Below are 14,507 nucleotides of genomic sequence, written 5' to 3' on the forward strand. Positions count from 1 at the left end.
CATGCGCCTGTTTTGTTTACTGACCTTGCTGACCACCCTGGTCGCTCCTACGGCGTTTGCCGATGACCTGTACCAGGTTGAAATGATTCTGGTGCGGCAAAACGCCGTGCCAGCCATTGTCAGCAAAGCCGCACCGGAAGACTGGGCTGCCGGTGCAAAAAATATCAGCAAGGACAACCTGCGCACGCCGAGCCTGAATAATGAAGTGCAAAAACTCAGCGCCAGCAGCGATTTCACGGTGTTACTGCACAAGGCCTGGCAACAGAATCTGGGCGAAGATGCCCGCAAGATCGCCATCAGTGAGGGCAAGGAACAGTTCGGCCAGTTCCCGATAGAGGGCACGTTGAGCTTGAAACTGGGACGTTTTACCGACGTCGACGCGGATTTCTGGGTCAACCAGATCGACGCCAATGGTTTGGTCACCGCCAGCGAACGCCTGAAGCAGGAAAGCCACACCAAAAACGGCCAGCTGAACTTCCTCGACAACGGCCACCTCGGCCTGCTGATCAAGATCACCTCGCTCACCGCCCCTGCGCCTCGGCCAGTCCCCGATGAAATTCCGGACTGATTGAGTCCCTATGTCAGCGACCCTGAGCAAACCCCTGGCACCTTCCTGGGTCAGCCGATTCAAGGAACAGAGCCTGGAGCGTGGCCGTCGCTACGCGCTGGAGAACCGCGTCAGGATCGTCGAGGCTGGCGATGCCACGATCGTCGCCGCTTGCGAAGGCTCTGGCGGTAACGTGTACCGCCAGACCATTCGCCTGCGCGAGTCGGCCAAAGCGACCTTGCTGATGGTCGACGCCACGTGCACGTGCCCGGTTCACGTCAACTGCAAACATTGCGCGGCGGTGCTGCTGAAGGTGCAGGAAACCCTCGCCTACCCCGCCGCCGCACAAGACGCCGAACTGCTGGAGAAACTTCAGGCGGTATTGGAAAACCGCAGCCCAAAGGCGCCACCCCAAGTCCTTGTGGACAACGTGCAACCGATACCGCGCCTGTGGCTGGCGAGCATCGAGTTCAGCGCCTTCGAACCACGCAACGGCAAGATGCAGCGCTACATCCAGCATCGGGCGGCGCTGTCGTTCAGCTATCTGGATGAGTACGTTTCCGGGCAGAAGAACGCCGATGTACTGATTCGCCAGGAAACCCAGACGCTACGGATAAAACGCCACCCGGAAGTCGAACAGGCCTACCGGGAGCAGCTGCGAATTCTCGGTTTCAAGATCGCCACCCGACAAAGCAAGGCCTTGCCGGAAAGCGCTGGCGAACTCTATGAAATGGTCAACGACAGCGCCTGGCTGACCTTCACCCTCAATGAATTGCCGAAACTGCGCACTCAAGGTTGGGAGCTGCAGATCGATGAAGATTTCGGCTTCGACCTGACCGCCGTGGACGATTGGTACGCCACCGTCGAGCAGGCACCGGAGCGCGACTGGTTTGATCTGGAGCTGGGGATCATCGTCAACGGCGAGCGCTTGAGCTTGCTGCCGATCCTGCTGAACCTGATGCGCTCCCACACCGAAATCCTCAATCCGGAACGCCTCGCCCGCCGACGCGACGACGAACTGATTCTGGTGAACATTCCCAACCGCCCGAATTCCGAGCACGGCCCCTTGCAGGTCGCCCTGCCCTTCGGCCGCTTGAAACCGGTACTGGCGACGCTTGGCGAGTTCTACCTGCAAGAGCCCGGCGAAACCACGCTACGCCTGAGCAAGGCCGACGCCACGCGCCTGAATCCGCTGGAAGGCATGCCGCTGCTTTGGGAAGGTGGCGAGCAGATCCGCACGTTTGCCCAGCGCCTGCGGGACATCAAGGATTACACCGCAACAGCCCCCGAAGGCTTGAACGCGACCTTGCGCCCATATCAACTGGAAGGCTTGAGCTGGATGCAGTCGCTGCGGCAACTGGAAGTCGGCGGAATTCTCGCGGACGACATGGGGCTGGGTAAAACCCTACAGACGCTGGCGCATATTCTTAGTGAGAAGAACGCCGGACGCCTCGACCGGCCGTGCATGGTGGTGATGCCCACCAGCCTGATCCCGAACTGGCTCGATGAAGCCGCGCACTTCACGCCACAGCTCAAAGTGCTGGCGCTGTACGGCGCCAGTCGCAAAAAACACTTTGATCACCTGGTCGATTACGACCTGATCCTCACCACCTATGCACTGCTGCCAAAGGACGTCGAACGCCTGGCCGCGCAGCCGCTGCACGTGCTGGTACTGGACGAAGCGCAATACATCAAGAACCCCAACAGCAAGGCCGCCCACGCCGCCCGCGAGCTGAATGCGCGCCAGCGCCTGTGCCTGAGTGGCACGCCGCTGGAAAACCACCTCGGCGAGCTGTGGTCGCTGTTCCACTTCCTCTTGCCTGGCTGGCTTGGCGACGTGAAAAGCTTCAACCGCGATTACCGCGTACCGATTGAAAAACGCGCCAGTGAAGTCAGACTTCAGCACCTCAACGGTCGGATCAAACCGTTCCTGCTGCGCAGGACCAAGGAGCAGGTCGCGACGGAATTGCCGCCGAAGACCGAGATCATCCATTGGGTCGAACTCAACGAAGCCCAGCGCGATGTGTATGAAACCATGCGCCTGGCGATGGACAAGAAAGTCCGCGACGAGATCACTCGCAAAGGCGTGGCGCGCAGCCAAATCATCATTCTTGAAGCGCTGCTGAAACTGCGCCAGGTGTGCTGCGACTTGCGCCTGGTCAACGATGCCGTGCCGCCGACTCGCGGCAGTACCTCGGGCAAGCTCGACAGCCTGATGGAAATGCTGGATGAGCTGTTTGAGGAAGGTCGGCGAATTTTGCTGTTTTCGCAATTCACCTCGATGCTGGCGTTGATCGAGGTCGAACTGAAGAAACGCGGTGTTGAATACGCGTTGCTGACGGGACAGACCCGTGACCGCCGCGCCCCCGTGAAGGACTTTCAGAGCGGCAAGCGTCAGATCTTTCTGATCAGCTTGAAGGCAGGCGGTGTCGGTTTGAACCTGACGGAAGCGGATACGGTGATCCACTACGATCCTTGGTGGAACCCGGCGACGGAAAATCAGGCGACAGATCGGGCGTATCGCATCGGCCAGGAGAAGCCGGTGTTCGTCTACAAGATGATTGCCCGCGGCACGGTGGAAGAGAAGATTCAGCACCTGCAAAAGGAAAAATCCGACCTGGCGGCCGGTGTGCTGGATGGGCGCAAGACTGGCGACTGGAAGTTGCAGAGCGATGATATTGAAGCGTTGTTTGCGCCGTTGCCGGATAAGCTCGAGAAGCGCTGAGGTCTGCGGCGCCCGGCAGATCGATTTCACGGGCAAGCCACGCGCCCACAGGTTCAGCGATCATCCTGTGGAAGCGTGTCTTGCCCGCGATAGGGTCAATTCGTTTTCAGTCAAGAGATCGGAAATCAGGACTTGAGATTTGGCAACGGCGCAAACAGCGCTTCAATGTCACTCTGCTCAAGCTTCCAGCCACCCGTCGCTCCACCTTCAAGCACCGCCCCGGCCAGCGCGGCCTTCTCCAACTGCAATGCCTGAATTTTTTCTTCTACGGTGCCACGGGCTATCAGCTTGTAGACGAACACAGGTTTGTTTTGCCCGATCCTGTAGGCCCGATCAGTCGCCTGGTTTTCGACCGCAGGGTTCCACCAGGGATCAAAATGGATGACTGTATCCGCAGCTGTCAGGTTCAGACCTGTGCCGCCAGCCTTCAAACTGATCAGAAACAGCGGCACTTTACCGCTCTGAAAGTCCTTGACCGGTGTGCGCCGATCCGTTGTCTCACCCGTCAACAACGAGTAACCCTGACCACGTTGCTGCAACTCGTCCTCAATCAAGGCGAGCATCGAAGTGAACTGTGAAAACAGCAGCACCTTGCGGCCTTCGCTGAGCAACTCCTCCAGCATCTCCATCAGGCTGACCAGTTTCCCGCTGCCAGAACGAAGGGCTTTGGCGGTGAGCGGCGTTTTGATCAACCGCAGATCGCAGCACACCTGACGCAGCTTGAGCAATGCATCGAGGATGATGATTTGACTGCGCCCGACACCACTGCGGGCAATTTCGTCACGCACCTTCTTATCCATTGCTACGCGCACGGTTTCATACACATCCCGCTGCCCATCGCTGAGATCAACCCAATGCACAATCTCGGTTTTCGGTGGTAATTCGGTTGCCACCTGATCTTTCTTGCGACGTAGCAAAAAGGGCTTTATCCGGGCCGTCAGATGTTGCATCCGTTCGTTATTGCCGTGCTTCTCGATCGGCGTGCGGTAGTCGCGATTGAAGGTTTTGCTGTCGCCAAGCCAGCCAGGCAGCAAAAAGTGAAATTGCGACCACAACTCGCCGAGATGATTTTCCAGCGGGGTGCCGGACAGACACAATCGCTGGCGGGCCTGCAGGTCTCGGGCTGCTTGAGCCGCTTTGCTGACCGGATTCTTGATGTTCTGCGCCTCATCGAGAATCAGCACACTCCAGACCTGAGGCTGTAAAACCTCCAGATCGCGCGGCAACAGCGCGTAGGTGGTCAATACCAAGTCGTATTCGGCAAGACTGGCAAAGTCTTTTTGCCGCGCCGCACCATGCAGTGCCAAGACCTTCAACTGCGGGGTAAAGCGCTGCGATTCGTCGAGCCAGTTGGGGATCAGACTGGTGGGCATCACAGCCAGTGCCGGACGATCAAGCCGCCCGGCCTGTTTTTCTGTCAGCAGATGAGCCAGGGTTTGCAGGGTTTTCCCCAGGCCCATGTCGTCGCCGAGAATACCGCCGACCTCCAGTTCTCGAAGGGTTTGCATCCAGTTCAGCCCTTCCAGCTGATAAGGTCGTAGCGTCGCGTTCAGGCCCTCGGGCGCCGGGACATGAGCATGGATCGACTCCCGTAAACGCTTTGCAAAACTGCGCAGTCGTTCACCGCCCTGCCAGACCAGCGGAATGCCTTCCAGCGCACTCAGCCGCGCCGCATCCGGAGCACTCAAACGCAACGAGTCGCCCAGATGTTTACCCAGGTACAACTCGCCAAGGGTCGCCATCAGCGGTTTTATCCGGCCAAAAGGGAGTGCGACTTTGCCATGGGATTTACCACCGAAACGCCCATCGCCAAGTTCAATCAGTAGCTGTTCGTCATCATTGCGCTGGGCCAAGCTCGCAGGTTCCATCAACTGTGGCTGGCTACGTAGCAAATGCAGCAGGATGGGCAACAGGCTATGACGCTCGCCGTTGACGACGATGCCCAGCTGCAAATCGAACCACTGGCGCCCCGACTCCTCCTCGACTTCTGCATACCACTGTTCGACGGGGTGCACGTTGAAGTCAAAGTTATCGCTGATATCGATCAGCCAGTTTTTCTCCCGCAGCGCCGGGATGCCATGGTGCACAAAAGCAAGCCAGGCCGCGTCATCCGGCAGGGCGAACATTTCGCCTGGACGATCCAGGTTGCTTTTGCGTGTGGCCTTTTTAAAGCCATGTTTTTGCAGGGCTTGGCGCAAGGCTTTTTCGGCGACAGGGTTGCGCTGGATGCGCTGGATTTCGGTACCCGAAAGGATCAGCACCTCCGGGTTTCGGTCCGACGTCGGATGGCCGTTGTAGGTAAACGCCAATGCAGCCCGGTGCTCTGGCTCGTACTGCCAGCGGACGTAACGCTTGCCGCTGGCGAGCGTCAGGCGAGCCTGAGGAAAAATGCCTTCGACGACCCGTTCCGTCAGGGCGTACGGAGGTGGTGCTGCCCGGGTCGCAGCGGTCATCCGCTGGCTGAACTGCATCGCCTGACCTGCAGGAATATCGGGAGCCAATGACAAGTGACGGGCCAGCTTTTCGTCCAGCTCGCTGAACAGCGGTCCGACTTGCAGCCGCTCGCGATCCAGATAATACAAGGGTTCCAGGGCCAGGATCGTTTCCACTGGCGCTTCGTCGCTGCTCCATTGAGGGCGAAAACTGCCATTGGATTGTTCGGCCCAGGAAAATTGACCTGTTCTTCTCATTCCCGGCGTCAGGGGTTGTGGCTGATCGAGGTCAAGGAAAAAGCGCGAGGTTCGCAACAGCATTTCGATAAGTTCCACCCCACTGCTGCCTTCCAAGGGGTAGCCGGCGTAATGGGCGTGGTGGGAGTGAACGGCGACCAACAATCTGGCGATCCGCAGATCCAGTTCGGTCAGGTAACCGGGTTGCCGAATCAGCGTATCCGACAGCGAGTACACCGGCTTGATGTCTTGCAGGCGGCCGTCCTTGAGCTGATGGGCCTTGAAAATTTCCAGCGTCCATTTCCCGGCAGAGGATGTTGCCCTGAGTTTGTAAAACAGGCGCGTGCCTGCTCCCTGCGCCGACTCGTCAGGGGGATTGCTTGCAGAAGGAATACCGTCGATCCAGCGTTCCAGTTCACGATTCATGTGAACCTGGACGGCACTTTCAGGCGCGTTAACGGGCTGTTCTTGCAGGTGATAGATGACTGCGGCGCAGTGCTTGCAATTGAACACGACAGGACAGGAGCAAACGCATTGGAGCTGCGCTTGCCCACGCCGATCTTCAGTGAGCTCAATGACCTGCTCGTATGCCTGCGTCTGGGAGCCGATGCACGTAGCGATAACCATAAGGTCATCAATTTGACGGATCGTTATCCGATCCTCATCCGCGTACCTGCGAGCTTTTTCCAGAGCACGATGGCTGAACACCTCCGCCCAGGGTAGCGCATGAAGTTGCTCAGTTATTGTGGTCACGACATCAACACCGCTTGAAACTCATTGAATCGTAAAGCAGCCAGGCAACTAATCCGACCGCTGATACTCAACCCGCCAACACCCGCGCCAACGTGGACTTGACCTTGCCCATCCCGTCCTGCAACGCCTGCTCGATCTCGGCCATGGTGATCACCGCCGTGGACTTGCCGGCTGCCGGGTTCACCACCAGCGCCAGACACGCATAATCCAGTTCCAGCTCACGGGCCAACGCCGCTTCCGGCATGCCGGTCATGCCGACGATGTCGCAGCCGTCGCGTTCCAGTTTTGCGATTTCAGCGACGGTCTCCAGACGTGGGCCCTGGGTGCAGGCGTAGACGCCCTGACTGCTGTAATCGACGCCTTCAGCCGCCAATGCCGCGATCAATTGCTGGCGCAGTGGTTCGCTGTAGGGATAGCTGAAATCGATGTGGGTGACGTGATCCAGGTCGCCAGCGAAATAGGTGTGCTCGCGACCGCTGGTGTAGTCGATCAACTGATGAGGCACACAAAAGTGCCCAGTACCCATTGCAGCATGAATTCCGCCCACGGCGTTGACCGCGAGGATCGCCTCGGCACCCGCCTGTTTCAGCGCCCAAAGGTTGGCGCGGTAATTCACCTGATGCGGCGGAAAACGGTGCGGGTGACCGTGGCGGGCGAGGAACAGCACTTCCTTGCCGGCGTATTCACCAATCTGCACGTCGGCCGAAGGCGCGCCATAGGGCGTGTCCACCGCCAGCGACTGACGAATGTTCAGGCCTTCGAGTTGGGTCAGGCCGGTGCCACCGATAATCGCGTAAACCGTCATAACGAAAAGTCCTTATTCAATCAGTTGAGCTTCTTTAAGCGCGCCTATGGCAGTCAGCCAGCGCGGGTTCTGACGGTATTCAGTGTTGGCATACGACTGGCCACGCATCCGCGCAATGCGCTCGGATGGCTTGACCTTCAAGCGCTGGGCAGCGCTCAAGGCCAGCTCCGCTGCAGCGCGGTCGTTACACACCAGGCCCATGTCGCAGCCAGCGGTCAGCGCGGCCTCGATACGGCTGGCGGCATCGCCTACCACGTGAGCACCGGCCATGGACAGGTCGTCACTGAAGATCACACCATCGAATTGCAGCTCACCGCGCAAAATGTCCTGCAACCAGCGGCGGGAAAACCCGGCCGGCTGGGAATCGACTTGCGGGTAAATAACGTGGGCTGGCATGACGGCGGCCAGTTGTTTGCTCAATCTGGCGAACGGCACCAGGTCGTTGGCGCGGATTTCATCGAGGCTGCGTTCGTCGTTCGGGATCGCGACGTGGGAATCCGCCTCGGCCCAGCCGTGACCGGGAAAATGCTTGCCGGTGGCAGCCATACCGGCGCTGTTCATGCCGCGAATGAATGCACCCGCCAGCAGCGCTGCGCGCTCCGGGTCACCTTCAAACGAACGGGTGCCGACGACGGCGCTGCGCTGGTAATCCAGGTCCAGCACCGGGGCGAAACTCAGATCGAGGCCAACGGCCAGCACTTCGGTGGCCATGATCCAGCCGCACTGCTCGGCCAGGTATTCGGCGTTCGGATTGTCGGCGATGGCGCGCATGGCCGGCAGCCGCACGAAGCCTTGGCGCAGACGCTGAACGCGACCGCCTTCCTGATCCACCGCCAGCAGCAGGTCGGGACGAATGGCGCGGATCGCAGCGCTCAACTCGCGCACCTGACGCGGATTTTCGATGTTACGGGCGAAAATGATCAGGCCACCCACTTCGGGCTGACGCAACAATTGGCGATCTTCGGCCGTCAGCCAGGTACCGGCGACGTCCACCATCAACGAGCCTTGCAGGCCAGCAGTCATAGAGATTCCTTGATAACGAAAAACCCGGCGCGCACGCGCTCGCCGCCTTGGGCTGTGCCCGGCAGGTCGGCGACATCAATGGGAAGCGGGTTCAGAACGAGAGTCGGCATGGGCGGCTAGCTTAGCGGATGTCAGTCGCCGCGCCCACCCGTGCGCGGCTAAACCTTGGCGGCAGCCGGGGCCGACTTGCTGCGCGGACGCAGTTGTGCGGTGGCCATGGCCACATCGGTGACGCCGGTTTCGGCACGCATGCCTGCGGCCAGGAACGGCACCATCAGACGCATCACTTGCTCAATGGAGGTGTTAACGCCGAAATCGGTCTCGGCAATGGCGCGCAACGCCTTGATACCGGACATGCTGAACGCCGCAGCGCCGAGCATGAAGTGCACGCGCCAGAACAGTTCGATCGGCGGAATACGCGGCGCGGCTTCGTTGACCAGCATCATGTAGCGGCGGAACACCTTGCCGTACATGTCTTCCAGATAACGACGCAGGTGGCCCTGGCTTTGACTGAACGCCAACCCCAGCAAGCGCATGAAGATAGACAGATCGTTGCCGCTGCGCGGCTGCACGACGAGGGCTTGCTCAACGAGAATCTCGAGCAACTCTTCGAGTGTCGGCTTGTTTTCAGGCTTGGACTGACGCCGCTCCAGCTCTTTATCAAGGCTCAGGCAAAACGGCCCGAGAAAGCGCGAGAAGACAGCCTGGATCAGCGCCTTCTTCGAACCGAAGTGATAATTCACCGCCGCCAGATTGACACCGGCTTTGCTGGTGATCAGACGCAACGAGGTTTCGGCGAAACCTTTTTCCGCGAACAACTGCTCGGCAGCATCAAGAATGCGTTCAACGGTTTCCGACTGGGCCATGGCTACTCCGCCTGACAAACACTTGTTTGAAACATACGTTTCAGCCTGTGCATTGTCAAGCCTGCCGGTTCGTTTTGGGAATGGTCGGTCAGCTATTTAACCATACAACGGCGAGGCTTTAATCAGCTGGCTGATCGACCGTCCAGCGGCCGGCGAAAAAAGGGGCATTGCCAAGACCGTTCCACTGTATATAATCCCAGTCACTGTATAAAAAGACAGAGCGATCAATATGCTAAAGCTGACGCCACGCCAAGCAGAGATTCTGGCCTTCATCAAACGCTGCCTCGAAGACAACGGCTACCCGCCGACCCGTGCGGAAATCGCTCAGGAACTGGGTTTCAAGTCGCCTAACGCGGCGGAAGAACACCTCAAGGCGCTGGCCCGCAAGGGTGCAATCGAGATGACCCCGGGCGCTTCCCGTGGCATCCGCATTCCGGGCTTCGAAGCCAAGGCCGACGACTCTACTCTGCCGATCATTGGCCGAGTGGCTGCCGGTGCGCCGATTCTGGCCCAGCAGCACATCGAGGAGTCCTGCAACATCAACCCTGCCTTCTTCCATCCGCGTGCTGACTATCTGCTGCGCGTTCATGGCATGAGCATGAAGGACGTCGGCATTTTCGACGGCGACCTGTTGGCCGTCCACACCACCCGGGAAGCCCGCAATGGCCAGATCGTCGTGGCGCGGATCGGTGACGAAGTGACCGTCAAGCGCTTCAAGCGAGATGGCAGCAAGGTCTGGTTAATTGCCGAAAACCCTGAATTCGCCCCTATCGAAGTCAACCTGAAAGATCAGGAACTGGTGATTGAAGGCTTGAGTGTCGGCGTCATTCGCCGCTAAAGGAGGCTTTATGCAGTTCCCACACACATCGCAGCAAGCACAACTGCCGTTGTTCGAGGCATTCATGGTGCAGCCGTTGGCCCCGATCCTGAAAGACGTGGTCGAGTCGCCCTGGAACGCCGAACCCGAAGTCTTCAGCGAGCTTTCACTACGTGGTGCGGCCGGGAATTGCTTGAACCTTTTGGCGCCGATTCTTCGTGAATTGAGTCAGGAACAAGACGCGCGGTGGCTGACACTGATCGCCCCGCCCGCCAGCCTGACTCAGACGTGGTTGCGGGACGCCGGTCTTAACCGCGAACGCATCCTGCTGCTGCAACCTCGCGGTACTCAGAGCGCTCAGCAGTTGACCTGCGAAGCCTTGCGCCTGGGCCGCAGCCATACGGTTGTCAGTTGGCTCAACCCATTGAACGCAAACTCACGGCAACAGTTGATCAGCGCAGCCCGTACCGGAGATGCGCAGAGCCTGAATATTCGCTTGGGTTAATGTATCAATAATGCGCGCAACGCAAAGCGCGGGGCTTCTCAAAGGATAGAGAAGCCGGTTCGTAACCGTATTAGCAGAAAGCGACGAATGGGATCAGTGGAGGACCCGCGAACTCTCATCCGTATTAAATTCGCCTTCAACCAGGCGTCCTGCCATCTGAACACCCACGCTCAACATCGCCTTGGCGACTTCCACGTGTTGGCCCTGCAGGAAGGCCTTGGCATCCTCGGAGAAATCCAAAGTAACCAGAGAACCCTCGTCCTCGGCCCTGCGCAGCTCAATCCGGCCGTCTGGTAACTCGACAATTTCTAGAAAGGACGTTGGCATAAAGGTCTGTTCTCCACGAAAGGCGGGGATTATATAGGCATCGGCCAGGCTTCGCTCGGTAACTTGACCAGCAGCGCTTTTAATCGCGCCGCCAGCTCTCAGTCGATCAGCACTCGTTCAAACCTTCGCGAAACCGGATCGCCAGCCCTTTGAGGTTCTGACGCCAGCTCTCCAGCTCTTCGCGACTCAATTCCTCAGGCGCGTCTTCCTCATCCAGGTTAACGGCCAGGATGAGCGGCTGAGTCACGTCGCCCTTGGGCTTATGCGGAGCGCGAGGCGGTTGAAACATCGCCGCGTGAGCCGCCAGCAGCTTCGCCAGCCAGGTTTCCGGATTCTGGGCCAGCTCGAACATCTCAGCCATCTCGGGAATGGCGATGGCTTCCAGCACTTCGCGGGTCAGCAACATTTCTGCCCGAGGTGCATTGGCCTGAGGCAAGCGGTAGAAGCCAGCGATTTCATGGCACAGCCCCAGCAACGCACCGTACAGGTGAAACAACGTCGACTCGCGCCCAGCCTGAATCAGCGCCAGGGAGTTCATCGCCCGCCCCTCTTCAGCCTTGGCTAGCGCTTCCAGCGACAGGCCGGCGAAATAAATCTTCTGGTTGGTACGGGTATAGAGTTCGTGGGCCATGACGGCAGCCTCCACAACGAAATAATTGCTTCACGCAGGTCAGACAGTGTCGTGGATCCGCCGATCCTACCGCAAGCACAAAACAAAAAGGCCGCATGAAAACCAGTAGGTTGTCATGCGGCCTTTTCAGTACAGCACCTGTTAAGCCTTAGCGACCTTCGCTGGACGCTTGTCTTCGACCGTCCATTTGCCGCCGTCGTAGTACGCCTTCCAGCCAGTCGGCTTACCGTCGACTTCAGTCTGCACGTACTGCTCTTTGGTCTTGCGGCTGTAGCGGATCACCGCAGGCAGGCCGTCCGGATCTTTCTTCGGTGCTTCGCAGAGGAAGTGGTACTTCGGATCGATCTCATCCTTGTGCGGCACAATTTCCATGACCAGCGGAGCACGTGTCTCGCGGTTTTTCGGGAATTGACTGGCCGCCAGGAACAGGCCGGAAGCACCGTCGCGCAGGATGTAGGTGTCGTTGACCTTTTCGCATTTCAGCTCGGGCATCTTCACCGGATCCATCTTCGGCGGCGCCGCATCACCGCTTTTCAGCAGTTTGCGGGTGTTCTTGCACGTCGCGTTGGTGCAACCGAAGAACTTGCCGAAACGGCCGGTCTTGAGCTGCATCTCGCTGCCGCACTTGTCGCATTCCAGGCTCGGACCTTCGTAGCCCTTGATGCGATAGGTGCCCTCTTCGATTTCATAACCAGCGCAATCCGGGTTGTTACCGCAGATGTGCAGCTTGCGCTTCTCATCCAGCAGGTAGGCGTCCATCGCCGTGCTGCAGATCGGGCAACGGTGCTTGCCGCGCAGTACCAGGGATTCCGATTCACCCTCGTCGTCCGCCGCGATTTCATCGCCCGGTACCAGGTTGACGGTGGCCTTGCAGCGCTCTTTCGGCGGCAGGCTGTAACCCGAGCAACCCAGGAACACGCCGGTCGATGCGGTACGAATCTGCATCGGACGCCCGCACAACACGCACGGGATATCAGTCATCACCGGCTGGTTGGCGCGCATGCCGCCTTCGGCGCTTTCGGCTACTTCGAGTTTCTTCTTGAAGTCGCCGTAGAATTCGTCGAGCACGTTTTTCCAGTCGCGTTCGCCCTGGGCCACGTCATCGAGGTTCTCTTCCATGCCGGCGGTGAAGCCGTAGTCCATGAGATTGGAGAAGCTCTCGGCCAGACGCTCGGTCACGATGTCGCCCATCTTTTCCGAGTAGAAACGACGGTTGTGCAGCGCAACGTAGCCACGGTCCTGGATGGTGGAAATGATCGCGGCGTAGGTCGAAGGACGACCGATGCCGCGTTTTTCCATCTCCTTGACCAGGCTCGCTTCCGAGTAACGCGCCGGCGGCTTGGTGAAGTGCTGGGTCGGATCAAGCTTGATCAGCTTCATCGCGTCGCCCTGGGCCATGTCCGGCAGCACGTCGTCATCGCCAGGCTTGGCAATCTGCGGCATGACCCGGGTGTAACCGTCGAACTTCAGGATACGGCCCTTGGCGCGCAGCTCGAAATCGCCGGCACCGACGGTGACCGTGGTTGACAGGTATTGGGCTGGCAGCATCTGGCACGCGAGGAACTGGCGCCAGATCAGCTCGTAGAGCCGCTCTGCATCACGCTCCATGCCCGACAGCTTGCTTGGCTCGGTATTGGCGTCAGACGGACGAATCGCTTCGTGAGCCTCTTGTGCGCCTTCCTTGCTGCTGTAGACATTCGGGTTTTCCGGCAGGTACTTCTTGCCGAACTCGCCTTCAATATAGGTGCGCGCCATCGTCACGGCATCGGCCGAGAGGTTGGTGGAGTCGGTACGCATATACGTGATGTAGCCGGCTTCATACAGACGCTGGGCCATCATCATGGTTTTCTTCACGCCGAAGCCCAGGCGGTTACTCGCAGCCTGTTGCAGGGTGGACGTGATAAACGGCGCCGACGGCTTGCTGCTGGTCGGCTTGTCTTCGCGCTTGACGATGCTGTAGCTGGAAGCCTTGAGCTTCTCCAGCGCGGCCATGGCCTGGGCTTCGTTGAGCGGCTTGAAGGCTTCGCCTTTCTCGCGAGCCACGTCGAAGCGCACAGTGGCGCCCTTGGCGGTGCCGAGGTCGGCGTGGACTTCCCAGTATTCTTCGGGGTTGAACGCGCGGATTTCACGCTCACGCTCGACCACCAGCTTCACGGCAACCGATTGCACGCGACCGGCGGACAGGCCACGGGCGACCTTGGCCCACAGCAGTGGCGAAACCATGTAACCCACCACGCGGTCGAGGAAACGACGCGCCTGTTGTGCGTTGACACGGTCAATGTCCAGCTCGCCCGGTTTGGAGAAGGCTTCCTGAATCGCTTTCTTGGTGATTTCGTTGAACACCACGCGCTTGTAGCGGCTGTCGTCACCACCGATGGCTTCGCGCAGGTGCCAGGCAATGGCTTCCCCCTCGCGATCCAAGTCGGTTGCGAGATAGATGGTGTCAGCATCTTTGGCGAGCCGGCGCAGCTCTTCGATGACCTTTTCCTTGCCCGGGAGGATCTCGTACTTGGCTTTCCAGCCATGATCGGGATCGACACCCATGCGCGAGACCAGCTGCTTGCGCGCCTTCTCTTTCGGCGTGAGCACCGGACCTTCACCCGCGGCGGCCTTGCCGCGCTTGGCGGCAGGCTCTTTGCTGGCGCTAGCCGAACCGCTGGTGGGCAGGTCTCGGATATGGCCGATACTCGACTTCACCACGTATTGGTTACCCAGATACTTGTTGATGGTCTTGGCCTTAGCCGGGGATTCCACAATGACCAGCGATTTGCCCATGGATCAGAAAATTCCTGAATTCTAGAAGTGAAAGGCGGTTGGCGCCTGACGCGGCACCGCTATA

The 14,507-nt window shown here is 59.1% G+C and carries 11 protein-coding genes; 4 read left to right on the forward strand and 7 right to left on the reverse strand.

The genetic code is table 11. From position 1 onward, the window contains the following. Position 1 precedes the first annotated feature (1 nt). A complete protein-coding gene (locus FBY01_RS01940) occupies positions 2-568 on the forward strand; it encodes a CsiV family protein (protein ID WP_145305951.1) in 567 nt (188 codons plus the stop codon). A 10-nt stretch (positions 569-578) separates the two neighbouring features. Beyond that, the gene (locus tag FBY01_RS01945; RefSeq protein WP_145305949.1) at positions 579-3,272 is read left to right on the forward strand and encodes a DEAD/DEAH box helicase; all 2,694 of its coding nucleotides are present in this window, start codon (positions 579-581) and stop codon (positions 3,270-3,272) included. A gap of 125 nt (positions 3,273-3,397) precedes the next feature. Here FBY01_RS01945 and FBY01_RS01950 read toward each other — a convergent pair whose 3' ends face one another. From FBY01_RS01950 to FBY01_RS01965, 4 genes are all read right to left on the reverse strand, one after another. Beyond that, positions 3,398-6,367 carry a DEAD/DEAH box helicase gene (locus FBY01_RS01950; protein ID WP_372241856.1) on the reverse strand — a complete coding sequence of 990 codons (2,970 nt, stop codon included), beginning with the start codon at positions 6,365-6,367 and terminating at the stop codon, positions 3,398-3,400. A 394-nt stretch (positions 6,368-6,761) separates the two neighbouring features. Continuing rightward, entirely contained in the window at positions 6,762-7,499 is a 738-nt protein-coding gene (locus FBY01_RS01955) for an S-methyl-5'-thioinosine phosphorylase (RefSeq protein ID WP_077748226.1), read from the reverse strand. Between the two features lie 12 nt (positions 7,500-7,511). Further along, positions 7,512-8,510 carry a beta-N-acetylhexosaminidase gene (gene nagZ / locus FBY01_RS01960; protein ID WP_169857079.1) on the reverse strand — a complete coding sequence of 333 codons (999 nt, stop codon included), beginning with the start codon at positions 8,508-8,510 and terminating at the stop codon, positions 7,512-7,514. A 170-nt stretch (positions 8,511-8,680) separates the two neighbouring features. Beyond that, positions 8,681-9,388, reverse strand: a complete 708-nt coding sequence (locus tag FBY01_RS01965) for a TetR/AcrR family transcriptional regulator (RefSeq protein WP_010456345.1) — start codon at positions 9,386-9,388, stop codon at positions 8,681-8,683. 229 nt (positions 9,389-9,617) lie between these two features. Here FBY01_RS01965 and lexA point away from each other — a divergent pair, with 229 nt between their 5' ends. Both lexA and sulA read left to right on the forward strand, forming a co-directional pair. Next, on the forward strand, positions 9,618-10,226 hold the full coding sequence (lexA, locus tag FBY01_RS01970; protein ID WP_046026989.1) for a transcriptional repressor LexA: 609 nt from the start codon (positions 9,618-9,620) through the stop codon (positions 10,224-10,226). Positions 10,227-10,236: 10 nt separating this feature from the next. Then, on the forward strand, positions 10,237-10,710 hold the full coding sequence (gene sulA / locus FBY01_RS01975) for an SOS-induced cell division inhibitor SulA (RefSeq protein WP_145305945.1): 474 nt from the start codon (positions 10,237-10,239) through the stop codon (positions 10,708-10,710). Positions 10,711-10,803: 93 nt separating this feature from the next. Here sulA and FBY01_RS01980 read toward each other — a convergent pair whose 3' ends face one another. From FBY01_RS01980 to topA, 3 genes are all read right to left on the reverse strand, one after another. Next, positions 10,804-11,037 (reverse strand): hypothetical protein, encoded by a 234-nt coding sequence (locus FBY01_RS01980; RefSeq protein ID WP_010456352.1) that lies wholly within the window; start codon positions 11,035-11,037, stop codon positions 10,804-10,806. A gap of 106 nt (positions 11,038-11,143) precedes the next feature. Further along, positions 11,144-11,668, reverse strand: a complete 525-nt coding sequence (locus tag FBY01_RS01985) for a DUF6586 family protein (protein ID WP_010456354.1) — start codon at positions 11,666-11,668, stop codon at positions 11,144-11,146. A gap of 141 nt (positions 11,669-11,809) precedes the next feature. Continuing rightward, complete coding sequence (topA, locus tag FBY01_RS01990; protein ID WP_010456356.1) at positions 11,810-14,443, reverse strand: type I DNA topoisomerase; 2,634 nt, start codon at positions 14,441-14,443, stop codon at positions 11,810-11,812. Positions 14,444-14,507: the final 64 nt, after the last annotated feature.

This window comes from Pseudomonas sp. SJZ077 (genome assembly GCF_007993905.1).
GTDB classification, from domain to species: Bacteria; Pseudomonadota; Gammaproteobacteria; order Pseudomonadales; family Pseudomonadaceae; genus Aquipseudomonas; species Aquipseudomonas mandelii.

What these genes read in the sequence shown, in the direction of transcription:
- FBY01_RS01980 (WP_010456352.1), bottom strand. Translation starts at nt 11,037, where the DNA reads ATGCCAACGTCCTTTCTAGAAATTGTCGAGTTACCAGACGGCCGGATT.
- FBY01_RS01985 (WP_010456354.1), bottom strand. Translation starts at nt 11,668, where the DNA reads ATGGCCCACGAACTCTATACCCGTACCAACCAGAAGATTTATTTCGCC.
- FBY01_RS01950 (WP_372241856.1), bottom strand. Translation starts at nt 6,367, where the DNA reads ATGAATCGTGAACTGGAACGCTGGATCGACGGTATTCCTTCTGCAAGC.
- topA (WP_010456356.1), bottom strand. Translation starts at nt 14,443, where the DNA reads ATGGGCAAATCGCTGGTCATTGTGGAATCCCCGGCTAAGGCCAAGACC.
- FBY01_RS01940 (WP_145305951.1), top strand. Translation starts at nt 2, where the DNA reads ATGCGCCTGTTTTGTTTACTGACCTTGCTGACCACCCTGGTCGCTCCT.
- FBY01_RS01945 (WP_145305949.1), top strand. Translation starts at nt 579, where the DNA reads ATGTCAGCGACCCTGAGCAAACCCCTGGCACCTTCCTGGGTCAGCCGA.
- lexA (WP_046026989.1), top strand. Translation starts at nt 9,618, where the DNA reads ATGCTAAAGCTGACGCCACGCCAAGCAGAGATTCTGGCCTTCATCAAA.
- FBY01_RS01965 (WP_010456345.1), bottom strand. Translation starts at nt 9,388, where the DNA reads ATGGCCCAGTCGGAAACCGTTGAACGCATTCTTGATGCTGCCGAGCAG.
- sulA (WP_145305945.1), top strand. Translation starts at nt 10,237, where the DNA reads ATGCAGTTCCCACACACATCGCAGCAAGCACAACTGCCGTTGTTCGAG.
- FBY01_RS01955 (WP_077748226.1), bottom strand. Translation starts at nt 7,499, where the DNA reads ATGACGGTTTACGCGATTATCGGTGGCACCGGCCTGACCCAACTCGAA.